The 20363-nt window shown below is 64.6% G+C and carries 22 protein-coding genes; 9 read left to right on the top strand and 13 right to left on the bottom strand.

The window, feature by feature from the left end; all coding sequences use genetic code 11:
* Positions 1-29 precede the first annotated feature (29 nt).
* From phoU to JYG34_RS25865, 3 genes are all read left to right on the top strand, one after another.
* On the top strand, positions 30-800 hold the full coding sequence (gene phoU, locus JYG34_RS25875; protein WP_011536432.1) for a phosphate signaling complex protein PhoU: 771 nt from the start codon (positions 30-32) through the stop codon (positions 798-800).
* A 163-nt stretch (positions 801-963) separates the two neighbouring features.
* Positions 964-1875 (top strand): response regulator, encoded by a 912-nt coding sequence (locus JYG34_RS25870; protein ID WP_213658925.1) that lies wholly within the window; start codon positions 964-966, stop codon positions 1873-1875.
* A gap of 202 nt (positions 1876-2077) precedes the next feature.
* Positions 2078-2974 carry a peptidoglycan DD-metalloendopeptidase family protein gene (locus tag JYG34_RS25865; protein WP_213658924.1) on the top strand — a complete coding sequence of 299 codons (897 nt, stop codon included), beginning with the start codon at positions 2078-2080 and terminating at the stop codon, positions 2972-2974.
* Positions 2975-3004: 30 nt separating this feature from the next.
* On the opposite strand, the gene JYG34_RS25860 is transcribed toward JYG34_RS25865, so the two are convergent.
* From JYG34_RS25860 to phoB, 3 genes are all read right to left on the bottom strand, one after another.
* Entirely contained in the window at positions 3005-4345 is a 1341-nt protein-coding gene (locus JYG34_RS25860) for a hemolysin family protein (RefSeq protein WP_213658923.1), read from the bottom strand.
* 146 nt (positions 4346-4491) lie between these two features.
* Entirely contained in the window at positions 4492-5763 is a 1272-nt protein-coding gene (phoR, locus tag JYG34_RS25855; RefSeq protein WP_249746302.1) for a phosphate regulon sensor histidine kinase PhoR, read from the bottom strand.
* A gap of 71 nt (positions 5764-5834) precedes the next feature.
* On the bottom strand, positions 5835-6524 hold the full coding sequence (gene phoB, locus JYG34_RS25850; protein WP_011536427.1) for a phosphate regulon transcriptional regulator PhoB: 690 nt from the start codon (positions 6522-6524) through the stop codon (positions 5835-5837).
* Positions 6525-6699: 175 nt separating this feature from the next.
* Between phoB and JYG34_RS25845 the strand changes: the two genes are divergently transcribed.
* Positions 6700-7068, top strand: coding sequence for a COG4315 family predicted lipoprotein (locus JYG34_RS25845; protein WP_213658921.1), 369 nt, complete (start codon positions 6700-6702; stop codon positions 7066-7068).
* Positions 7069-7168: 100 nt separating this feature from the next.
* On the opposite strand, the gene ubiA is transcribed toward JYG34_RS25845, so the two are convergent.
* Both ubiA and JYG34_RS25835 read right to left on the bottom strand, forming a co-directional pair.
* Positions 7169-8059, bottom strand: coding sequence for a 4-hydroxybenzoate octaprenyltransferase (ubiA, locus tag JYG34_RS25840; RefSeq protein ID WP_213658920.1), 891 nt, complete (start codon positions 8057-8059; stop codon positions 7169-7171).
* Positions 8059-8616 carry a chorismate--pyruvate lyase family protein gene (locus JYG34_RS25835; RefSeq protein WP_213658919.1) on the bottom strand — a complete coding sequence of 186 codons (558 nt, stop codon included), beginning with the start codon at positions 8614-8616 and terminating at the stop codon, positions 8059-8061. Before JYG34_RS25835 ends, ubiA begins: the two co-directional genes overlap by 1 nt.
* 248 nt (positions 8617-8864) lie before the next feature.
* Here JYG34_RS25835 and JYG34_RS25830 point away from each other — a divergent pair, with 248 nt between their 5' ends.
* The 4 genes from JYG34_RS25830 (at position 8865) to JYG34_RS25815 (ending at position 11207) form a co-directional block, all read left to right on the top strand.
* Positions 8865-9032 carry a rubredoxin gene (locus JYG34_RS25830; protein ID WP_011536423.1) on the top strand — a complete coding sequence of 56 codons (168 nt, stop codon included), beginning with the start codon at positions 8865-8867 and terminating at the stop codon, positions 9030-9032.
* A gap of 34 nt (positions 9033-9066) precedes the next feature.
* Complete coding sequence (locus JYG34_RS25825) at positions 9067-10215, top strand: NAD(P)/FAD-dependent oxidoreductase (RefSeq protein WP_213658918.1); 1149 nt, start codon at positions 9067-9069, stop codon at positions 10213-10215.
* 187 nt (positions 10216-10402) lie between these two features.
* A complete protein-coding gene (locus JYG34_RS25820) occupies positions 10403-10699 on the top strand; it encodes an HU family DNA-binding protein (RefSeq protein ID WP_213658917.1) in 297 nt (98 codons plus the stop codon).
* Between the two features lie 133 nt (positions 10700-10832).
* Complete coding sequence (locus JYG34_RS25815; RefSeq protein WP_213658916.1) at positions 10833-11207, top strand: helicase; 375 nt, start codon at positions 10833-10835, stop codon at positions 11205-11207.
* An 88-nt stretch (positions 11208-11295) separates the two neighbouring features.
* On the opposite strand, the gene JYG34_RS25810 is transcribed toward JYG34_RS25815, so the two are convergent.
* The 6 genes from JYG34_RS25810 to exbB all read right to left on the bottom strand — a co-directional run bounded on the left by JYG34_RS25810 (position 11296) and on the right by exbB (position 18013).
* Positions 11296-12705 carry an HDOD domain-containing protein gene (locus JYG34_RS25810; protein ID WP_213658915.1) on the bottom strand — a complete coding sequence of 470 codons (1410 nt, stop codon included), beginning with the start codon at positions 12703-12705 and terminating at the stop codon, positions 11296-11298.
* 78 nt (positions 12706-12783) lie between these two features.
* Positions 12784-14862: an ATP-dependent DNA helicase RecG gene (gene recG, locus JYG34_RS25805; protein WP_011536418.1), complete on the bottom strand. Its 2079-nt coding sequence runs from the start codon at positions 14860-14862 to the stop codon at positions 12784-12786.
* Positions 14863-14866: 4 nt separating this feature from the next.
* The gene (locus tag JYG34_RS25800; protein ID WP_011536417.1) at positions 14867-15793 is read right to left on the bottom strand and encodes a hydrogen peroxide-inducible genes activator; all 927 of its coding nucleotides are present in this window, start codon (positions 15791-15793) and stop codon (positions 14867-14869) included.
* A gap of 94 nt (positions 15794-15887) precedes the next feature.
* On the bottom strand, positions 15888-16622 hold the full coding sequence (locus JYG34_RS25795; protein ID WP_213658914.1) for an energy transducer TonB: 735 nt from the start codon (positions 16620-16622) through the stop codon (positions 15888-15890).
* Positions 16619-17047 (bottom strand): TonB system transport protein ExbD, encoded by a 429-nt coding sequence (gene exbD, locus JYG34_RS25790; protein ID WP_011536415.1) that lies wholly within the window; start codon positions 17045-17047, stop codon positions 16619-16621. The genes JYG34_RS25795 and exbD overlap by 4 nt, the downstream gene beginning before the upstream one ends.
* Before the next feature lie 3 nt (positions 17048-17050).
* The gene (exbB, locus tag JYG34_RS25785; protein ID WP_213658913.1) at positions 17051-18013 is read right to left on the bottom strand and encodes a tonB-system energizer ExbB; all 963 of its coding nucleotides are present in this window, start codon (positions 18011-18013) and stop codon (positions 17051-17053) included.
* A gap of 192 nt (positions 18014-18205) precedes the next feature.
* Between exbB and JYG34_RS25780 the strand changes: the two genes are divergently transcribed.
* Positions 18206-19063, top strand: a complete 858-nt coding sequence (locus JYG34_RS25780; RefSeq protein ID WP_213658912.1) for an SDR family oxidoreductase — start codon at positions 18206-18208, stop codon at positions 19061-19063.
* A gap of 117 nt (positions 19064-19180) precedes the next feature.
* Here the strand turns inward: JYG34_RS25780 and JYG34_RS25775 are convergent, their stop codons facing one another.
* A complete protein-coding gene (locus tag JYG34_RS25775; RefSeq protein ID WP_213658911.1) occupies positions 19181-19909 on the bottom strand; it encodes a hypothetical protein in 729 nt (242 codons plus the stop codon).
* A gap of 58 nt (positions 19910-19967) precedes the next feature.
* Positions 19968-20348, bottom strand: coding sequence for a RidA family protein (locus tag JYG34_RS25770; RefSeq protein WP_011536411.1), 381 nt, complete (start codon positions 20346-20348; stop codon positions 19968-19970).
* Between the last annotated feature and the right edge of the window lie 15 nt (positions 20349-20363).

Raw genomic sequence — 20363 nt, 5'->3', positions numbered from 1 at the left:
AGCGTGCAGCTGCTTCGCGGAGCGAAACGATGATCAACAAAGAAAGCCTTACCCACCACATCTCCCAGCAGTTCAACGCCGAGCTCGAGGAGGTGCGCAGCCACCTGCTGGCCATGGGCGGGCTGGTCGAGAAACAGGTGAACGACGCCGTCACCGCGCTGATCGAGGCCGACTCGGGCCTGGCCCAGCAGGTGCGCGAGGTCGATGAACAGATCAACCAGATGGAGCGCAACATCGACGAGGAATGCGTGCGCATCCTCGCCCGTCGCCAGCCGGCGGCCTCCGACCTGCGCCTGATCATCAGCATCTCCAAGTCGGTGATCGACCTGGAGCGCATCGGTGACGAGTCCACCAAGATCGCCCGCCGCGCCATCCAGCTGTGCGAGGAAGGCGAGTCGCCGCGGGGCTACGTCGAGGTGCGCCACATCGGCGACCAGGTGCGCAACATGGTCCGCGACGCGCTGGACGCCTTCGCCCGCTTCGACGCCGACCTGGCGTTGTCGGTGGCCCAGTACGACAAGACCATCGACCGCGAGTACAAGACCGCGCTGCGCGAGCTGGTCACCTACATGATGGAAGATCCGCGTTCGATCTCCCGCGTGTTGAGCGTGATCTGGGCCCTGCGTTCGCTGGAGCGTATCGGCGATCACGCGCGCAACATCTCTGAGCTGGTGATCTACCTGGTGCGCGGTACCGACGTGCGCCACATGGGCCTCAAGCGCATGAAAGCCGAAGTGAAAGGCGAGGCCTTCGACGAGGGTGAAATCGCTAATGTTCCGGCCGAACCGGACGATAAATAGAATTGCTCCCGAGCACGAACGCCCGGCAATCGCCGGGCGTTTTCGTTTGCGGTCGAGCACCAGCAGGCACCCGCGAACCGTGTGAGAAGTCCCGGCGTGACCAGTGGTTTGGCAAATGGCCATCAGTCGGCGGTATGCTAGCCGGGATTCAAGAGGAATATCGATGAGTAAAGTGAATGTGCTGGTCGTGGACGATGCCCCGTTCATCCGCGACCTGGTGAGGAAGTGCCTGCGTAACGCCTTCCCCGGCGTGGTAATCGAGGACGCGGTCAATGGTCGCAAGGCCATGGCGATGCTCAGCAAGGAACGTTTCGACCTGGTCCTGTGCGACTGGGAGATGCCCGAGATGTCGGGCCTCGAACTGCTGACCTGGTGCCGCCAGCAGGAAGAGATGAAGACCATGCAGTTCATCATGGTGACCAGCCGTGGTGACAAGGAGAACGTGATCCAGGCCATTCAGGCCGGCGTTTCCGATTTTGTCGGTAAACCGTTCACCAACGAGCAACTGCTGACCAAGGTGAAGAAGTCGCTGACCAAGATCGGCAAGCTCGACGCCTTGATGTCCAGCGCACCGGCGCGGGTCAACTCGGCGTTCGCCAACGACTCGCTCAGCGCGCTGACTGGCGGTCGCCCGGAAGCGGCCAAGGTGGCTGCGCCCGCCGCCGCGCCTGTGGCAGCAGCGGCCAAGCCACTGATCAATGCGCCCACGCCGAAGACCGCCGCCGCCGCGGCCCAGGCGGGTCGTGGCCAAGGCCAGCTGCGCCTGTCCAGCGGCACCCAGCCTTGCGTGATCAAGGCCCTGAGCCTGAAGGAAGCCCTGCTGGTGGTGCGCCGCAGCGCCAACCTGCCACAAGTGCTCGAAGGCGCGGTGCTGGACTTGGAGCAGGGCGAGAACGCCGAGGTGGCACGTTTGAACGGCTACCTGCACGCCATCGCCGCGCTGGAGCCCAAGCCTGAGAGCGACTGGCTGCAGCTGACCTTCAAGTTCGTCGACCAGGATGCGCAGAAGCTCGACTACCTGTCGCGCTTGATTGCCCGTGGGACCACGCAGAAGCACTTCACCCCCGGCGCCTGATCGCCTTGATGTAGCTGCACACTCTGTAGGAGCGGCTTTAGCCGCGATCACCCGCGAAGCGGGTGCCAGGCACCGCGTTGTCTGCATCGCGGCTGAAGCCGCTCCTACAGAGGGCTCTAAAAACTTCCGACCAGCTGTCACAACTTGTCTTTATTCGGGCTGCTAGGCTTCGACAGACCATACCTGTCAAAAAGCCACCATCATGCCCGCCCGCCTGCTGCTGTTATGTGCCTTGTTCATGACCTCGGCGCCGAGCCTGGCCATGACCATCTACAAGACCACCGACAACTTCGGCGTGGTCTCCTATTCCGATCGCCCAAGCCCGGGTGCCAAGCCGTTCATCTTCCGTGAGCCGATGGTCGAGCGCCTGGACCGCCAGGTGCGCCTGCAGGCCGAACCTTTCCCCGGTGGTGTGCGCTTCATTGCACGCAACGAGCTGTACGTGCCGCTGGAAGTGGAACTGCGCGTGGACAAGCTGGCCAACGCTTTTGGCGGCAACGCCCCGCGCGTCGTGCGGCGCGTGATCGGGCCGCGCTCGAGCAAGGTGCTCAGCGTGGTGCTGGCCGCCCCGGGTGGGCCGTTGAAGTATTCGAGCACGTTCAACTACGCCATGGGCGACCCGATCCAGCGTTCCGAGGGCTATCGCTACCCATTCCCGTGGAAGGGCGGGCCATTCCGCCTGACTCAGGGGCCCAACGGTCGCTTCAGCCATTTCGGGCCCAAGGGCCGCTATGCCATGGACATTGCCATGCCCGAGGGCACGCCGATCATCGCGGCGCGCGGCGGTGTGGTGGTGAAGATCGAGAACAGCCAGAGCGGGCGGGGCACCAACCCGTCGGGTAACTTCGTGCGCATCCTCCACCCGGACGGCACCATGGGCGTGTACCTGCACCTGATGCGTGGCTCGGTGGTGGTGGCAGAGGGGCAGCGGGTGGTGCTGGGGCAGGCGCTGGCCAAGTCGGGCAACACCGGCAACAGCACCGGGCCGCACCTGCATTTCGTGGTGCAGCGCAACGTGGGACTGGCGCTGGAGTCGATCCCGTTCCAGTTCGACCGGCCGATCGGCGGGTTGCCGAATTTCACGGCGGGGAATCCGTGAGGTACGCCGGCAAAGCCGGCGTACCGGTGCTCAATCGAGCTTGAGCACCTTGGCCAGCACGATCTTCGGCCCTTTCATCTTCTTGATGATGATGCGCAGGCCTTCGACTTCCAGCACTTCCTCTTCCTCGGGCACGCGCTTGAGCGTCTCGTAGATCAACCCGGCGAGGGTTTCCGCCTCGATGTGGTCCAGGTCGATGCCCAACAGGCGCTCGACCTTGAACAGCGGTGTGTCGCCGCGCACCAGCAGCTTGCCCGGCTGGTAGGCGAGGATGCCGCGCTCGGTCTTGCGGTGCTCGTCCTGGATATCGCCCACCAGCACTTCCAGCACATCTTCCATGGTCAGGTAGCCGATGACCTTGCCGTCGGCTTCCTCGACCAGCACGAAGTGCGCGCCACCTTTGCGGAACTGCTCCAGCAACTGCGCCAGCGGCATGTGCCGCGACACACGCTCCAGCGGGCGGGCCAGGTCGTCGAGGTCGACGGTCTCGGGCAAGTGCTCCAGTTCGGCCAGCTCCAGCAGCAGGTCCTTGATGTGCAGCAGGCCGGTGAACTCCTCGCGCTCGGCGTCGTACAGCGGGTAGCGGCTGAACTTGTGCCGGCGCACCAGTGCCAGGATCTCCTTGAGCGGAGCATGGGCGTCGATGCTGACCATGTCCTCGCGGGAGTTGGCCCAGTCGACCACCTCCAGTTCGCCCATTTCCACGGCCGAGGCCAGCACGCGCATGCCTTGGTCACTCGGGTCCTGGCCACGGCTGGAGTGCAGGATCAGCTTGAGCTCCTCGCGGCTGTAGTGGTGTTCGTGGTGCGGGCCAGGCTCACCCTGCCCGGCGATGCGCAGGATGGTGTTGGCGCTGGCGTTGAGCAGGTAGATGGCCGGGTACATCGCCCAGTAGAACAGGTACAGCGGCACCGCAGTCCACAGCGACAGCAGCTCAGGCTTGCGGATGGCCCAGGATTTGGGGGCCAGTTCGCCGACCACGATGTGCAGGTACGAGATCACGAAGAAGGCGACAAAGAACGAGATCGCCTTGATCAACTCGGGGGTATCCACGCCCACGGCGGCCAGCAACGGCTCGAGCAGGTGGGCGAAGGCCGGCTCGCCGACCCAACCCAGGCCCAGGGAAGCCAGGGTGATGCCCAACTGGCAGGCCGAGAGATAGGCGTCGAGTTGGTTGTGTACCTTGCGCAGGATGCTGCCACGCCAGCCGTGCAGCTCGGCGATGGATTCGACCCGGGTGGAACGCAGCTTGACCATGGCGAACTCGGCGGCCACGAAGAAGCCGTTGAGCAGCACCAGGAACAGGGCAAAGAGAATCATGCCGAAATCGGCGAACAACGAGGTGAGGCTGATACCAGGGGAAGGGTCCATGATGGGGTTTTTACGGGGTCCGTCTTTGAGAAAGGGAGAAAAAAAGTGCCAGCGATGGCTGGCACAGGGGATCCAATGTAGCGGCTGAAGCCGCAAAAGCAAAGGGCCGTGGTCTTAATGGGGCCGCTTTGCGGCCCTTCGCGGGCTCAGGCCTTGCTCACCGCCAATTGTGCCGGCGCAAAGTGACAGGTGAAGGTGCTGCCATGCCCCGGCACGCTGCTGATCTCAAGGCGCCCGCGATGGCGCATCAGCACGTGCTTGACGATCGCCAGCCCCAGCCCGGTGCCGCCGGTGTTGGAGGCGCGGCTGGAGTCGACCCGGTAGAAGCGCTCGGTCAGGCGCGGCAGGTGCTTGGCCTCGATGCCCACCCCTGAATCCTGCACCGACAGGTGTGCACCCTGTTCGTCGGCCCACCAGCGGATACGGATGTTGCCTTCGTCCTGGGTGTACTTGACCGCGTTGAACACCAGGTTGGAAAACGCGCTGCGCAGCTCCGACTCGCTGCCCTTCAGGCGAATGCCAGGCGCGGCTTCGAGAGTGATGCGCTGGTTGCGCGGGCCTGACAGGGCCTGGGCGTCGTTCTTGATGGCGCTGAGCAGGGTGTCGACCAGCACCGGCTGGTTGTCCGACGGATAGTCGGTGGCTTCGAGCTTGGCCAGCAGCAGCAGGTCGTTGAGCAGGGTCTGCATGCGCGAACCTTGCGCGCTCATCTGCTGCAGGGCGCGGCTCCAGCGTGGGTTCACGTCCTCGACGTTGTCCAGCAGCGTCTCCAGGTAGCCGGTAATCACCGTCAACGGCGTGCGCAGCTCGTGGGAGACGTTGGCGACGAAGTCCTTGCGCATCTGCTCGAGCTGGTGGATGCGGGTGACGTCGCGCACCAGCATCAGGTGCTCGTTGTTGCCGTAGCGGGTCAGGTGCAGTTGCACCCGCAGGCGGTCGTTGATCGGGGAGGGGATCTCCAGCGGCTCGGCGTAGTTCTCCGACTCGAAGTACTCCTTGAACCGGGGGTGGCGTACCAGGTTGGTGACCGGCTGGCCGCCGTCCTGCGGGGTCTTGAAGCCCAACAGTGTTTCGGCGGCGCGGTTCCACCATTCCAGGTTGCCGTCGCTGTCGAGCATGATCACCGCGTCACGCAGGGCCGCGGTGGACTCCTGGACCCGGTCGATCACCGCCTGCAGGCGGCCGCGCACGCGCTGGTCGCGGCGTTGCAGGTGGTAGATGCTGTCGAACACCTCGCCCCACAGGCCGTAGCCGTCGGGCGGGGCCTCGTCGGGCTGATGGTTGCGCAGCCAGTCGTGCAGGCGCAGCAACTGCTTGAGCGTCCAGCCCAGGTAGAACGCCAGGCCGATGGCCAGGCTCCAGCCGTAGTAGCCGCTGACCAGCCCGCCGATCAGGCAGGCGGTGATCAGCAGGAGCATGTGGCGAATCAGGGTCGCGTGCCAGTTCGGGTTCAATTGACAGTCCTTGTACAGCGGATGCTCGGGCTCGATCAGCTCTTGGTCGAGAAGCGGTAGCCGGTGCCGCGGACGGTTTGTACCAGATTTTCGTAGGCCTCACCCAGCGCCTTGCGCAGGCGGCGGATGTGCACGTCGACGGTGCGCTCCTCGACGTAGACGTTGCCGCCCCAGACCTGGTCGAGCAGTTGGCCGCGGGTGTAGGCGCGCTCCTGGTGGGTCATGAAGAACTGCAGCAGGCGGTATTCGGTGGGGCCCATTTCGGCGGGGCGGCCGTCGATGGTCACGCGGTGGCTGATCGGGTCGAGCAGCAGGCCGCCGACCTCGATCGGCGCTTCGCTGTCGCTAGGGCCGGTGCGGCGCAGCACGGCCTTGAGCCGGGCCACCAGCTCGCGAGGGGAGAACGGCTTGGTGATGTAGTCGTCGGCGCCGACTTCCAGGCCCTGGATCTTGTTGTCCTCTTCGCCCTTGGCGGTGAGCATGATGATCGGGATGTCGCCGGTCAGCTCGTCGCGCTTGAGGCGGCGGGCCAGTTCGATGCCCGAAGTGCCGGGGAGCATCCAGTCGAGCAGGATCAGGTCCGGCTTGCGGTCGACGATGATCGCGTGGGCCTGCTGCGAGTTCTCGGCCTCGAGGCAGTCATAGCCGGCCATTTCCAATGCAACGGCGATCATCTCGCGGATAGGCGCTTCGTCGTCGACGATCAGAATGTTTCTGCCAACCATGCTCAATTACCTCTCCCAGGAACGGTGTCTTGGCCCGCATTAGATAACGGAATTATTGCAGCTGTGTGACAGGGTGTTGGCCGTTCTGGCGACATTGCGTGACTGGACTAGGCTTCAGGGGACCGCCCGAGCGGCGGTTGAACCCCTCCGAACCCCCGAAACAATGGTGATTCCAATGACACGACATACGCTGAGCTGGATGGCCCTTTGCGCTGCGCTGGCAGTGCCGGGGGTGGCGTCGGCTCATCACGCCATGGAAAAAGACGGCATGTGGGTCGATCAAAACGGCATGACGCTGTACACCTTCGACAAGGATGCCGGCGGCAAGTCGATGTGCAACGGCGACTGCGCCGGCAACTGGCCGCCGCTGAAGGTCCAGGATGGCGAAAAGGCAGACGGCAAGTGGTCGCAGATCAAGCGTGACGATGGTTCCATGCAGTGGGCCTACGACGGCAAGCCGCTGTACACCTTCGTCAAGGACAAGAAGGCCGGGGACATGACCGGCGATGGCATGAAGGGTGTCTGGCACGTGGCCAAGCCCTGAGAGCGCCTTGTAACCTGTGGGAGCGGGTTTACCTGCGAATACAATGGTGGGTTCACCGACGCATTCGCGGATAAACCCGCTCCCACAGGGGCCGTGACGCTCAACGCAAGGCGTAGTCCAGTACCACCCCGATGAAGATCAGCATCCCCGCCCAATGGTTGTGCAGGAACGCCTTGAAGCACGCCTCACGGTCCAGCTTGCGCGTCGACCAGAACTCCCAGGCAAAGCACACCGCCGCCGCCAGCAGCCCCAGGTGGAACCAACCGCCCAGGTCGAAGCGATTGCCCGCCAGCAGCAGGCAACCCAGCGACAGCAACTGCAAGGTCAGAATGATCACCCGGTCAGCTTCGCCGAACAGGATCGCCGTGGACTTCACCCCGATCTTCAGGTCATCGTCGCGGTCGACCATGGCGTAGTAGGTGTCGTAGCCCACCGTCCACAGCAGGTTGGCGATGTACAGCAGCCAGGCACTGGCCGGCAGCTCGCCGCCCGCGGCGGTGAAGGCCATGGGGATGCCCCAGGAATAGGCCGCGCCCAGCACCACTTGCGGGTAGTAGGTGTAGCGCTTCATGAACGGGTAGCAGAACGCCAGGGCCACGGCGCCGAACGACAGCCACACGGTCGTGGCGTTGGTGCACAGCACCAGCAGGAAGCTCACCCCCACCAGCAAGGCGAACAACATCACGGCCTCGCGTGGCTTGACCCGGCCACTGGCCAGCGGTCGGTCGGCGGTGCGCTTGACGTGGCCGTCCACCTTGCGATCGGCGAAGTCGTTGATGCAGCAGCCGGCGGCGCGCATCAGCACCACGCCCAAAGCGAAGATCAGCACGTTCTTCAGGCTAGGTGAACCGTTGCCGGCGATCCAGACCGCCACCAGCGTCGGCCACAGCAGCAGGTAGATGCCGATCGGTCGGTCCATGCGGCTCAGCTGGACGAAGTCCCAGGCCCGCGGATGCAGGCGGTTGAGCGACTTGAGCAGTTGCAGGTACATCAGCGGGTTTCCTCCTTGGCCGCTTGCCAGAGCGCTGGCAGGAACACCTCGGCCACCAGCAGGTCGAGGCCGTTGCGCTCGAAGCGCGAGCGCCGCCCCCACAATCCTTCATGGGCCACTTCGGTGGGCAGCCAGGCTTGTGGATAACGGCAGGCCTCGAGGGGGTGGCGGATGAACGCCTGGTCGCAGAACAGTAGCTCGCCCAGCGAGCGACTGCCGAGTGTTTCAAGGTCCAGGCCGCCACGTTCCAGCACGCTGCGCCCGGCCACGCTGCGGGCGAACACCCAAGGTTGGCCATGGCCACGCAGGTAGACTTCGCGCACCCAGCCTTCCTCGCCGGGCGCCAGGCCCAGGGCGGCGCACTCGTCGTCGCGCAGCGGTTGCCAGCCCTCGAACAGGGGCGTGACGCTGAAGTGGTCGTGGGAGAGGCGGGTCAGGCGGCGGGTCAGGGAGCCCTCGTCGAACAGCCAGTCGAGGGTTGGCTGGTCGAGGGTGGTCGCCAGCTGTGGATACGGCAGCCACGCGACAGCGGCTGCTTGCGGGGTTTCGTACGGCACGTGGGTATGCTTGATACAGGCCAGAGAGGCGGCGAGCTTAGCATGTTTGCCCCGACTGCTTGCATACTGCTGGCAGGGCCAGTACAAAGCCCACACGAATTGCGCGGTGGCCCCTTCGCGGGCAAGCACGCTGCTACAAGTACAGCGCAGCCTTCGGGATCTGCGCGTCCCCTGTAGGAGCGGGCTTGCCCGCGAAGAGGCCATCAGCGACAACGCACCAGAAAGGCCTGACCGAGGAAAAGCAGTAAATGAAAAAGTGGCAATGCATTGTCTGTGGGCTGATCTATGACGAAGCCGAAGGTTGGCCGGATGATGGGATCGCCCCAGGTACCCGCTGGGAAGATGTGCCGGAAGACTGGCTGTGCCCCGACTGCGGCGTGGGCAAGAGCGACTTCGAAATGATCGCCATCGGCTGATCGAACCCCTGACCTGAACTAAGGAAGAAACGACATGACGTCCCCCGTGGTGATCATCGGTACCGGCCTGGCCGGCTACAACCTGGCGCGAGAGTTTCGCAAGCTGGACGGCGAGACGCCTTTGTTGCTGATCACCGCCGACGACGGTCGTTCCTACTCCAAGCCCATGCTCTCGACCGGCTTCGCCAAGCAGAAGGACGCCGACGGCCTGTGCATGGCCGAGCCCGGTGCCATGGCCGAGCAGCTCAAGGCCGAGATCCGCACCCATACCCGTATCAGCGGCATCGACCCGGGCCACAAGCGCCTGTGGATCGGCGAGGAAGCGGTCGAGTACCGCGACCTGGTGCTGGCCTGGGGCGCACAGACCGTGCAGGTGCCGGTTGAAGGCGATGCCGGCGAGTTGATCTTCCCGATCAACGACCTTGAAGACTACGCACGCTTCCGCGCTGCCGCCGCAGGCAAGCAACGCGTACTGATCCTGGGGGCTGGCCTGATCGGCTGCGAGTTTGCCAACGACCTGACCCTGGGTGGGTTGCAATGCGAAGTTGTCGCCCCGTGTGAGCAGGTCATGCCGACCCTGTTGCACCCAGCCGCCGCCGCTGCCGTGCAGGCCGGCCTGGAGGGGTTGGGCGTACGCTTCCACTTGGGCCCGGTGTTGACCCGCCTGCTGCACGCCGGGAAGGGACTCGCAGCACACCTGTCAGATGGCCGTGTGATCGCCTGCGACCTGGTGGTCTCGGCCATCGGCCTGCGCCCGCGCACTGACCTGGCCGCCGCTGCGGGCCTGCAGGTCAACCGCGGCGTGGTGGTCGACCGCCAGCTGCGCACCTCCCATGCCAATATTTTCGCCTTGGGGGATTGCGCCGAGGTCGAGGGCATCAACCTGCTGTACGTCATGCCGCTGATGACCTGCGCCCGCGCCCTGGCCCAGACCCTGGCCGGCAACCCGACGGCGGTCAGCTACGGGCCGATGCCCGTCACCGTGAAGACACCAGCCTGCCCGCTGGTGGTGTCGCCACCCCCTTATGGCCAAGAGGGAACCTGGCAAGTGGAAGGCCAGGGCGCCGACCTCAAGGTGCTCTGCCACGGTGCCGACGGCCAGTTGCTGGGCTACGCGCTGACCGGCGGTGCGGTGATGGAGAAACTGGCGCTGAACAAGCAGTTGCCAGCCCTGATGGCGTAAATAGCGGGCGTTCTGTCGGATTTATCCTGTTCTTGCCGCGACAATGGCCGCCCAGACACTGGCGCGGCCCCGGACGGCGTGCCATTCTCACTGGCGTCTACCGCAGACTAGAGCCTGCGGTGCCTTGAGCGCTGCTTCCTTCGGCAGCACGGCATAACAACAAGAATTCCGTCAAAGAGGCTTCACTATGCGTAAACCAGAACTCGCCGCCGTCATCGCCGAAAAGGCCGATCTGACCAAGGAAAAGGCCAACACTGTCCTGAACGCGATTCTCGATAGCATCACCGGCGCGCTCGACAAGGATACCGTCACCCTGGTCGGTTTCGGTACCTTCGAAAAGCGCCACCGTGGCGCCCGCACAGGCAAGAACCCGCAGACCGGTGAGCCAGTCAAGATCAAGGCCAGCAACACTGTTGCCTTCAAACCGGGCAAGAACCTGCGCGACAGTGTCAACGCCCCGGCCAAGCCTGCCAAGAAAAAGTGATCGACCAGTCACCCTGACGGGCGCCGAGAGGCGCCCGTTGCGTTTCTGGTAATCAAATGTGGCGAACTTGCATAAATAGTTCGGGAAACGGATAAACTGCGTGCCTCAGTCATTTTTCATTCGAGGCGCGTTGATGAAGTTTCGTTTTCTTCTCTGGGCCATGGGCTTGCTGATGGCCAAGGCCAGCCGCAACAACCCGGCGTTCCAGCAGCAACTGCAGGACAAGGACCTGGTCTTCCAGATGCAGACGCTCGACGGCAAGGTTGCCCGGCACTTCATCGTCAGCAACCAACGCATCAGCAGCAAGGGTGGACTGCACCCGCAGCCGGCTTTCGCCATCGCCTTCAAGGACGCCGCCTACGGCTTCGCCACGCTGCAGGCCGGTAACAAGCAGCTGGCGTTCATGCAGGGGATTCAGGACAAGAGCATCCAGATCAAAGGCAACCCGGCGCTGGTGATCTGGTTCCAAGGCTTGATGAAGTACCTGAAGCCGAAGAAGAAAGTGTAGGAGCGGCTTTAGCCGCGATGCAGGCACCGCGGTTTCTGGCACCCGCTTTGCGGGTGATCGCGGCTTAAGCCGCTCCTACAGGGCGGTCTTAATGCGAATGCGGCATCTGGAACTGCGAAGCCAGCTCACGCAGCAACGCTTCGGCCTCCAGTACCTTGTTCACCACTTCATCGGCCTTTTCGCGGGTCAGCCCCAGGCGATCGAGCAGCGCTTCAGGGATATCGTCCTGCGGCCCCGAGCCGATCCCCCGGGTTCGCAGCAGGCGGATGGCCAGACACACCAGGTTGGGGAACGCCGCGTGTTCGCCGTCGTAGGATGGGTCGTGCTGGAAGCGCAGCGCGGTGGTCAGCTCATCGGGCATGTCCCACAGTTTCATCAACCAGGCGCCGATCTGCTCGCGGCTGATCCCCAGCAAATGCTGCTCCACATAGCTGTGGCACAGGTGCGGGTTAACCTCCAGATGGCGGCAGATCAGCGAGAAGTGTGGCGGGAACACATGGGCCAGCAGCAAATAACCGAAGTTGTGCAGTAGCCCGGCCAGGTAGGTGAGGCCGGCCTCCGGGCGCTCGGCGCGCGGCATCGCGCGGGTCAAGCCTTCGATTACCGCCGCGGTGTAGATCGACTGCTGCCAGTATGGTGTGGCTTGCTGCGGATGATCCTTTGGCAGGCTGAGGGTCTTGCCCAGCGCCAGCCCCAGGGCCAAGTTGATCACCAGGTCGAAGCCCAGCACGCGGACGATGGCATCTTCCACCGAACGGATCTTGCCCGGCGAGGCGTAGTAGGGCGATGCCGCCCAGCTGACCACCTGGGCGGCCAGGGCCGGGTCGGTTTCCACCACGCCGGTGATGTCGTCGATGCTCGCGTCGGGGTCGACGCGCAGCTTGATGATCTTCTGCGCGGTGTCGGCCAGTGGCGGGATCTCGATGGTTTCTTCCAGGCGCTTCTGGATGCGCCGGGCAGTGAACTCTTGCACCGCCTTGGTGATTTCCTGGGAGTCGTCATGCGGACGGTCGAGGTTCGGGCGGATGTCCTTCACCTCTTGGCCGAACGAGCTGGCGCTGGCCTTGGCGAGCAGCTTGCGGAAGGCGGCCCGTTCGATTTCCAGCAACACCCCGGTTTCACCGGACTGGATCAGCAGCTTGTCGTTGTCGAGCAGGCATTTTTCATACTGGCAGGGCGAGCTGGTCAGGGCAGGGATGGCCGGTAGCGTCTTGAGGTGGTGTTTGTCGAGCATCTGGTTCAGACGCTTCAACGGCACCGCCGTGAGGTTGCGGCCGGTCAGCTCTTCAAAGCGCTTGAGGTCCAGCAGCTGGCTCTGCGGGAACAGCACCAGCATGGCGCCGATCTCATCGTCGAGCAGGGCTGCCTGCACCCGAGAGGCGGCAGGCTGTTGCGGGTGATCGGGCACCTCGCGATAGGTTACGCCGAGTTTGTCGAGCAACAGCCGGATGACAGACGGTGCGGTTGGGGTTGCGGTATCCAGGGCAACTTCAGTCATGGTCTGTATCCAATCATTCTTTTAAACGCGAAGTATAACCAGCCTGACCGACAAGCTGGATCCATATTGGGACGAGCGTCACACCTGGCCATATTGCTGGCCGTGGCGCAGCCAGCGGTCGAGCAGCGGGCTGACGTGGCCCGGCCAGCGTGCCAGCAGCGCCTGGGCGGCATCGCGCACGGCGGGCAGCAGGTCGGCGTCGCGCATCAGGTCGGCGACCTTGAACTGCAGCAGGCCGGTCTGGCGGGTGCCGAGCATTTCGCCGGGGCCGCGCAACTCCAGGTCCTTCTCTGCTATGACGAATCCATCGTTGGTTTCCCGCATTATGCCCAGGCGCTCGCGGCCGATTTGCGACAGCGGTGGGTGATACAGCAGCACGCAATGGCTGACCGCGCTGCCCCGGCCAACCCGGCCACGCAGCTGGTGCAACTGGGCCAGGCCCAGGCGCTCGGGGTTTTCGATGATCATCAGGCTGGCGTTGGGGACGTCCACGCCCACCTCGATCACCGTGGTGGCGACCAGCAGTTGCAGTTCACCGGCCTTGAACTCGGCCATCACCGCAGCCTTCTCCGCCGGTTTCATGCGCCCGTGGATCAGCCCCACCCGCAGTTCGCCAAGGGCGCTGCCGAGCTCCTCGAAGGTGCTCTCAGCGGCCTGGCAGGTCAATTCCTCGGACTCTTCGATCAGGGTGCACACCCAATAGGCCTGTCGCCCTTCGGCGCAGGCGGCACGGACCCGCTCGACCACTTCGAAGCGGCGGCTGTCGGCGACCAGCACAGTGTTGACCGGCGTACGGCCGGGTGGCAGCTCGTCGAGGATGGAGGTGTCCAGGTCGGCGTAGGCGCTCATGGCCAGGGTGCGTGGGATGGGGGTGGCGGTCATGATCAGCTGGTGCGGGCACAGCTGGCCCATCACGCCCTTCTTGCGCAGGGCCAGTCGCTGCTGCACGCCGAAGCGGTGTTGTTCGTCGATGATCGCCAGGGCCAGGTGCTTGAACTGCACTTCGTCCTGGAACAGCGCGTGGGTGCCGACCACCATCGGTGTGCCGCTGGCGATCTGCTCCAGGGCGCTGGCGCGGGCCTTGCCCTTGAGCTTGCCGGCCAGCCAGGCGACTTCGATACCCAGCGGTTCGAGCCAGCGCTTGAAGGTGATGTAGTGCTGCTCGGCGAGGATCTCGGTGGGCGCCATCAAGGCGACCTGGTAACCGGCTTCCAGCGCCTGCAGGGCCGCGAGGGCGGCAACCACGGTTTTGCCGGCGCCCACGTCGCCCTGAACCAGGCGCATCATCGGTTCGGGCTGGCTGAGGTCGTAGGCGATTTCGTTGCCCACGCGCTGCTGGGCGCCGGTCGGGCTGAAACCGAGGTTGGCCAGGTACTGCGCGGGCAGGCGGCTGGCTTTGGGCAGCACCGGAGCGCGCAGGCTACGCAGGCTTTCGCGCAGGCGCTGCTGCGAAAGCTGGTGGGTGAGCAATTCTTCGAAGGCCAGGCGATGCTGGGCCCAGTGATGGCCTTCGGCGAGTTCGTCCAGATCGGCGTCGGACGGCGGGTTGTGCAGGTAGCGGATCGCATCACTCAACGGCGCCAGCTGGTAGTCGCGGGCCAGCTCGTCAGGCAGCCAGTCGGGCAGGCTGCGCGGGCCGAGCTGGCCCAGGCTCTGCTGGCACAGCAGGCGCAGGCGCTGTTGCGTGAGGCCTTCGGTGGTCGGGTAGATCGGTGTGAGCGTCTGTTCGACCGGCGGCGCCGGCTCGCTGCCATTGAGCGCCCGGTACTCGGGGTGGTAGATCTCCAACCCCGAGGCGCCGGGGCGGGCCTCGCCATAGCAACGCAGATGAGTGCCGCGCTTGAGGCCCTCTTTCTGCGCATTGCTGAAGTGGTAGAAGCGCAGGCTCAGCACACCGGTGCCATCGCCCAGGCGCACCACCAGGCTGCGGCGCTTGCCCATGGTCACGTCGGCGCCGCTGACCACGCCTTCGATGACGGCGTCCTGGCCGGGCCGCAACTGGCCGATGGGGACCACGCGGGTACGGTCCTGATAGCGAAGCGGCAGGTGGAACAGCAGATCCTGCAGGTTCTCCAGGCCGACCTTGGCGAGTTTTTCCGCCATGGCATCGCCAACGCCCTTGAGCGCCGTGACCGGGACGTTCGACAGCTCGGTCATGGGCTCAGGCCGGTTGTTCCACGGGCGCCTTGGCCACCGAGCAGAGGCGGATCGAGTCGGCGAGGATCTCGATGGCCTTCGGCCGCGGGAAGCTGGCACGCCAGGCGATGGCCACGGTGCGGAACGGCGCCGGCGCAGTCAGCGGGCGGACCTCGATGACACCGGGCGCATAGTGGTGGCTGTGCACCGCCGACAGCGGAAGAATGGATACACCCAGGCCCGAGGCAACCATGTGCCGGATGGTTTCCAGCGAGCTGGATTCGACTGTGGTGTGTTTCGAGCCTTCGCCGCCCTTGTTGAGCGTCGGGCATGCTTCCAGCACCTGGTCGCGGAAGCAGTGGCCTTCGCCCAGCAGCAGCAAGCTCTTGTCGTTGAGCATGGCCGTGTCGATGGTGTCTTTCTGGGTCCAGGGGTGGTCGGCTGGCATCAACGCGCAGAACGGCTCGTCGTACAGCGGCAGCGTCAGCACATCGGCTTCGTTGAACGGCAGGGCGATGATCACCGCGTCCAGTTCGCCGTTGCGCAGCTTCTCGCGCAGCACGTGGGTGAAGTTCTCTTCGATGTACAGCGGCATCTGCGGCGCCACGCGGTGCAGTTGCGGGATCAGGTGCGGGAACAGATAGGGGCCGACGGTATAGATGGCGCCTACCTTGAGCGGGGCGGTGAGCTGGTTCTTGCCGGCCTGGGCCAGTTCACGAATGCCCTGGGCCTGTTCCAGCACCTTCTGCGCCTGGGCGACGATGCTCTCGCCGACCGGCGTGAGGCGCACGGCGCTCTTGCTGCGCTCGAAGATCAGCACGCCCAGCTCGTCCTCGAGCTTCTTCACGCCGACCGACAGCGTGGGCTGGCTGACGTGGCAGCGCTCGGCCGCATGGCCGAAGTGCTGCTCCTGGGCGAGGGTGACGATGTAGCGAAGTTCGGTGAGGGTCATAACGTGCGTCCATGAAGTTGCGGCCCCAGCATAGCGGCTGCAATCGATAGACGCACGTTATCAGACTTGCCGTTTTGTGACAGAAACAAAAGCGTCAGCGTCGGTCCAGGGAATAGACGAACGGTGCCACGACTTCGATCGTGCCATTGTTCAGCAGCTCTGCTGGTGGCTTCGGTACCGTGCCGGCGCGACGGATCATCTCCAGGGTCGCCCGGTCCAGGGCCGCGCTACCCGAGCCTCCGGCCAGCGAGTACGAGACCACTTTGCCCTCGGCGTCGACCACGAAGCGCAGGCGGTTGATGCCCTGCAGGCCACGACGGCGAGCGTCTTCCGGGTACTTCTTGTACTTGGCCAGGTGGCGCAGCAGGTCGCTCTGCCAGCTGGGCAGGGCATTGCTGTTGGCGGCGATGCTTGGTGTCGGTGCGGCCGATTTCTGCGGCTGTGCGTTGCTTGGTGGCGTATCCGCCACATCGTCCTTGGCCGGTGGCTCGTCCTTCGGCGGCTCGGGCTTTTTCTCAGGCTTGGGCGGCTGCGGCTTGGCCTTGGGCTTGGGCGGCTTGGCGATGGCGATCTTCGGCTTGGGGGCCTCCGCCAACTTAGGCAGTGGCGGCTCCTCGACCGGCGTCGGCGGCTTGGGGACGGCCTTGGGCGGTGGCGGTGGCGCGGGCTCCGGCAGCGGCGCCAGCTCTACCATCATCGCTGCCGGGGGCAGCTCGATGGCCTGGGGCACCGACCAGTTGAGCGTCAGCATCACAGCGGCCACGTGCACGCCCAGCACGATGGCCAGGCCGATGCCGTAGCGCGCCATGTTCGAGCGCGTTTTCGTCATTTCTTGGCTGCCGTCTCGAGTCCGACCAGACCGACCTTGAGGTAGCCGGCCGCGCGCATGGTGTTCATCACTTCCATCAGGTCGCCGTAGTCGACGCCCTTGTCAGCCTGGAAGAAGATGGTGGTTTCCTTGTCGCCCTTGGTCTTGGCGTCGAGCATCGCGCCAAGCTGGTCGGGCTGGGCCACCGGGTCATCACCGACGTACAGCTTCTTGTCGGCCTTGACGCTGACGAACACCGGCTTCTCGGGCCTCGGGGCGGGTTTCGCGGTCGAGGCGGGCAGGTCGACCTTGATGTCGACCGTGGCCAGTGGCGCCGCGACCATGAAGATGATCAGCAGCACCAGCATCACGTCGATGAACGGCGTGACGTTGATTTCGTGGTTCTCGGCGAGGTCGTCGCCACCTTCGTTGAGATGCAGGCCCATGGCTTACCCCACTTTCACCATGTGCGGGGCGGCGCGCTCGCTGCCCTGATGGTCCAGATCGCGGCTGACCAGCAGCAGTACCTGGGCGGAGGCGTCGGAGACCTGCGCCTTGTAGCCGGCGATGGAGCGAGCGAAGACGTTGTAGATGACCACGGCCGGGATTGCCGCGACCAGGCCCAGCGCGGTGGCCAGCAGGGCCTCAGCAATACCTGGGGCGACTACGGCCAGGTTGGTGGTCTGGGTCTTGGCGATGCCGATGAAGCTGTTCATGATGCCCCACACGGTGCCGAACAGGCCGACGAACGGGGCGGTGGAGCCGATGGTGGCCAGCACGCCGGTGCCGCTGCTCATGGTGCGGCCGCTGGCGGCGACCAGGCGTTCCAGGCGGAAGCTGACGCGCTCCTTGATGCCTTCTTTCTCGCGGGCGTTGGCCGACAGGCGCATCTCTTCGAGGGCGTCGTGGACCAGGGTGTGGGCCAGAGTGCCTTCCTTGTTCGAGACGTCGCTGGCTTCCTTCAGGCTCACGGAGCGCTTCAGGGCGACGATTTCGCCACGCAGGCGGCGCTTGGCGCCCATCAGTTCGAAGCCCTTGGCGATCCAGATGGTCCAGGTGATGATCGAGGCCAGGGCCAGGCCGATCATCACGGCTTTCACCACCACGTCGGCGTTCTTGTACATGCCCCATGGGGACAGGTCGTGGGCCATGCCCAGCGAAGTGTTTTCGGCGATCACGGCTTCAGCGGACTTCTGCAGGTTGTCGACCAGCGCCTGGGCTTCAGGCGTCAGCTCGGGCACCGGAGCCTGGCCCTCGGTGGCCGGGGCAGTGGCGGCGGCCGGGGTGGCGGTTTGGGCGGCTGGCTCATCGGCCATGGCTGCCGGGGCCAGCACCAGGCTGAACATCAGCGCGGCGATGGCGCGCCAGGCGCGCGACGGGGTAGGCGAAGCGGAAGGTTGAGTGCGTGTCATGCTGGCCGGACCTGATGAAGAGAAATGGGTTGAGTTCTTCGAGGCCTCGAGGCGGGCCGAGAACAGACAAGGCGGCCATTATTGCAAGTAATTCTTGTTAACAAAAGTAATGTGATTGCTTTTTTTGACCTTGGTATAGCCGGTTATCGCGCTAAACCGATAGCCTGCGTCTTTCGAATTAGGAGATTTGGTATGTCAGACGTTTCAGCTTTGATCGTGGGTTGCGGTGATGTGGGCAGTCGCCTGGCCCGCCAACTGCTTGCTCAAGGCTGGCAGGTCAGCGGCTTGCGGCGTTCGGTCGATCAGCTGCCCGAAGGGGTTCGGCCGATTGCCGCCGATCTGTCCGACCGGCGCCAGCCTGAGGCCTGGCCCGAGCGCGCGCCTGACTATCTGGTGTATTGCGTGGCGGCCAGCCAGCATGACGAGGCCGGCTACCGGGCCGCCTATGTCGAGGGCCTATGCCATGTGCTGGGGTGGCTTGAGCGTAACGGCCAGGCGCCCCGTCGCCTGCTGTTCGTTTCCAGCAGCAGTGTCTATGCGCAGCAGGATGGCGAGTGGATCGACGAAACTGCGAGTACCGCGCCTGAAGGCTATTCCGGCAAGGTGATGCTGGAAGCGGAGCGCCTGGCCCTCGAAAGTGGCATCCCTGCCAGCATCGTGCGCCTGACCGGTATCTATGGCCCGGGCCGTGAGTGGCTGCTGAGTCAGGTTCGTCAGGGCTACCGCGTAGCCGAGGAGCCGCCTCTGTATGGCAACCGGATCCATGCCGAGGATGCCGCGAGTCTGCTGGCGCATTTGCTGCAGTCTGATGCCCAGGGTGTGGTGCTCGATGATTGCTATATCGGTGTGGATGACGACCCGGCGCCGCTGGCGGACGTGGTGGCCTGGTTGCGCGGGTATCTTGGGGTAACCGAATGGTCGGATGAGCAGCGCGTGCGGCGCACTGGCAGCAAGCGCTGCAGCAATGCACGGGCGCGGGCGCTGGGCTGGGTGCCGCAGTATCCGAGCTATAAAGAGGGGTATGCCGCGATTCTTGAGGGTAAAAACTAACCTTCAAGGGTTGATACGCCCCCTGTAGGAGCGGCCTTGTGCCGCGACCCTTGAGTCTTCGGGCCGCTTTGCGGCCCTTTCGCGGCACAGGCCGCTCCTACAGGGATCGTGTGCGCTTCAGTCCTTCTCCAGTACCCACTGCCGCGCACCTGCGGCCAGTTGCGGCATCTCGTCAGGCTGCGCACGGTTCACCGCCTGGAAGATCTCCAGGGTGTCGCCGTCGCGCTTGAAGATCCACGGCGCACCGCGTTGGTTGCGTTCCAGCCACAGGCTGTCGTTGCCGTCGCCCATGGTCGCGCAATCACCGGCCAGGCACAGGGCAAAGCGATCCGGGCCGGGCAGGCCGGTCACGCCGCCGGTGTCGCTGAAACGCACAACGGCACCTTTGCCCTGACCCTCGACGATCTTCCAGTCGCCACCCAGGTAGGTTTTGTACAGCGCTCTTTCGAAGCTGCCACCCAGAGGCGCGTTGCTGTCCTCAGGCTTGGCGCGGACAAAGACCTGTTCGTGGCCCGAGGGGTCTATAGCCTGCAGTTCATTGCCATCAAGCTTGAGCTGCTCGTTCAGGCCGCCCTCGAAGCTGACCTGCCAGTCTTTCTCGTTGGCGCTCAGGCGGCCTTCAGCAGCTTCGAAGCCGTTGCTGAAGCTGGCTTGCTGGTTCTTGACGTCGATCTTCCATTCGAGCACCGGCCCGTGATCGTTCAGGGCCTGGCGCAGGCTGGTGCCTTTGGCGGCGGCGTCGATGGCGGCCTGGTTGATCCAGGTACCGTTGAAGTCTTCGGGTTTGTGGCTGGCGCAGCCGCCCAGGAGCAGGGCTGCCAGCGCGAGAGGCAGTGCGTGGCGCATGGTGGAAACCTTGGGGCAGGAAGGGGTGGTGACGGGCGTGGGGCCCGTCACCCAAGTGTCACTCGAGGACCAGGATGGCGTCCATCTCGACCTGGGCGCCCTTGGGCAGGGCTGCCACGCCGATGGCGGCGCGTGCCGGGTAGGGCTGCTCGAAATAGCGGCCCATGATCTCGTTGACCTTGGCGAAGTGGCTCAGGTCGGTGAGGAAGATGTTCAGCTTGACGATGTCCTTGAACGAACCGCCAGCAGCCTCTGCAACCGACTTCAGGTTCTCGAACACCTGCACGGTCTGGGCTTCGAAGCCTTCGACCAGCTCCATGGTTTTCGGGTCCAGCGGAATCTGGCCCGACATGTACACGGTGTTGCCGGCCTTGATCGCCTGCGAGTAGGTGCCGATGGCGGCAGGGGCCTTGTCGCTGTTGATGACAGTCTTGCTCATGATGACTCCTTGCGG

This window comes from Pseudomonas entomophila (assembly GCF_018417595.1).
Classification (GTDB): domain Bacteria; phylum Pseudomonadota; class Gammaproteobacteria; order Pseudomonadales; family Pseudomonadaceae; genus Aquipseudomonas; species Aquipseudomonas entomophila_C.
Note: the sequence above shows the minus strand (reverse complement) of the source record. Positions and strands in the feature narration are given on the sequence as shown.

What these genes read in the sequence shown, in the direction of transcription:
- phoU (WP_011536432.1), top strand. Translation starts at nt 30, where the DNA reads ATGATCAACAAAGAAAGCCTTACCCACCACATCTCCCAGCAGTTCAAC.
- JYG34_RS25800 (WP_011536417.1), bottom strand. Translation starts at nt 15,793, where the DNA reads ATGACCCTCACCGAACTTCGCTACATCGTCACCCTCGCCCAGGAGCAG.
- JYG34_RS25795 (WP_213658914.1), bottom strand. Translation starts at nt 16,622, where the DNA reads ATGACGAAAACGCGCTCGAACATGGCGCGCTACGGCATCGGCCTGGCC.
- JYG34_RS25865 (WP_213658924.1), top strand. Translation starts at nt 2,078, where the DNA reads ATGCCCGCCCGCCTGCTGCTGTTATGTGCCTTGTTCATGACCTCGGCG.
- recG (WP_011536418.1), bottom strand. Translation starts at nt 14,862, where the DNA reads ATGACCGAGCTGTCGAACGTCCCGGTCACGGCGCTCAAGGGCGTTGGC.
- JYG34_RS25780 (WP_213658912.1), top strand. Translation starts at nt 18,206, where the DNA reads ATGTCAGACGTTTCAGCTTTGATCGTGGGTTGCGGTGATGTGGGCAGT.
- JYG34_RS25820 (WP_213658917.1), top strand. Translation starts at nt 10,403, where the DNA reads ATGCGTAAACCAGAACTCGCCGCCGTCATCGCCGAAAAGGCCGATCTG.
- JYG34_RS25770 (WP_011536411.1), bottom strand. Translation starts at nt 20,348, where the DNA reads ATGAGCAAGACTGTCATCAACAGCGACAAGGCCCCTGCCGCCATCGGC.
- JYG34_RS25870 (WP_213658925.1), top strand. Translation starts at nt 964, where the DNA reads ATGAGTAAAGTGAATGTGCTGGTCGTGGACGATGCCCCGTTCATCCGC.
- JYG34_RS25860 (WP_213658923.1), bottom strand. Translation starts at nt 4,345, where the DNA reads ATGGACCCTTCCCCTGGTATCAGCCTCACCTCGTTGTTCGCCGATTTC.
- JYG34_RS25845 (WP_213658921.1), top strand. Translation starts at nt 6,700, where the DNA reads ATGACACGACATACGCTGAGCTGGATGGCCCTTTGCGCTGCGCTGGCA.
- JYG34_RS25815 (WP_213658916.1), top strand. Translation starts at nt 10,833, where the DNA reads ATGAAGTTTCGTTTTCTTCTCTGGGCCATGGGCTTGCTGATGGCCAAG.
- JYG34_RS25830 (WP_011536423.1), top strand. Translation starts at nt 8,865, where the DNA reads ATGAAAAAGTGGCAATGCATTGTCTGTGGGCTGATCTATGACGAAGCC.
- exbD (WP_011536415.1), bottom strand. Translation starts at nt 17,047, where the DNA reads ATGGGCCTGCATCTCAACGAAGGTGGCGACGACCTCGCCGAGAACCAC.
- exbB (WP_213658913.1), bottom strand. Translation starts at nt 18,013, where the DNA reads ATGACACGCACTCAACCTTCCGCTTCGCCTACCCCGTCGCGCGCCTGG.
- JYG34_RS25775 (WP_213658911.1), bottom strand. Translation starts at nt 19,909, where the DNA reads ATGCGCCACGCACTGCCTCTCGCGCTGGCAGCCCTGCTCCTGGGCGGC.
- JYG34_RS25810 (WP_213658915.1), bottom strand. Translation starts at nt 12,705, where the DNA reads ATGACTGAAGTTGCCCTGGATACCGCAACCCCAACCGCACCGTCTGTC.
- phoR (WP_249746302.1), bottom strand. Translation starts at nt 5,763, where the DNA reads ATGCTCCTGCTGATCACCGCCTGCCTGATCGGCGGGCTGGTCAGCGGC.
- phoB (WP_011536427.1), bottom strand. Translation starts at nt 6,524, where the DNA reads ATGGTTGGCAGAAACATTCTGATCGTCGACGACGAAGCGCCTATCCGC.
- JYG34_RS25825 (WP_213658918.1), top strand. Translation starts at nt 9,067, where the DNA reads ATGACGTCCCCCGTGGTGATCATCGGTACCGGCCTGGCCGGCTACAAC.
- ubiA (WP_213658920.1), bottom strand. Translation starts at nt 8,059, where the DNA reads ATGTACCTGCAACTGCTCAAGTCGCTCAACCGCCTGCATCCGCGGGCC.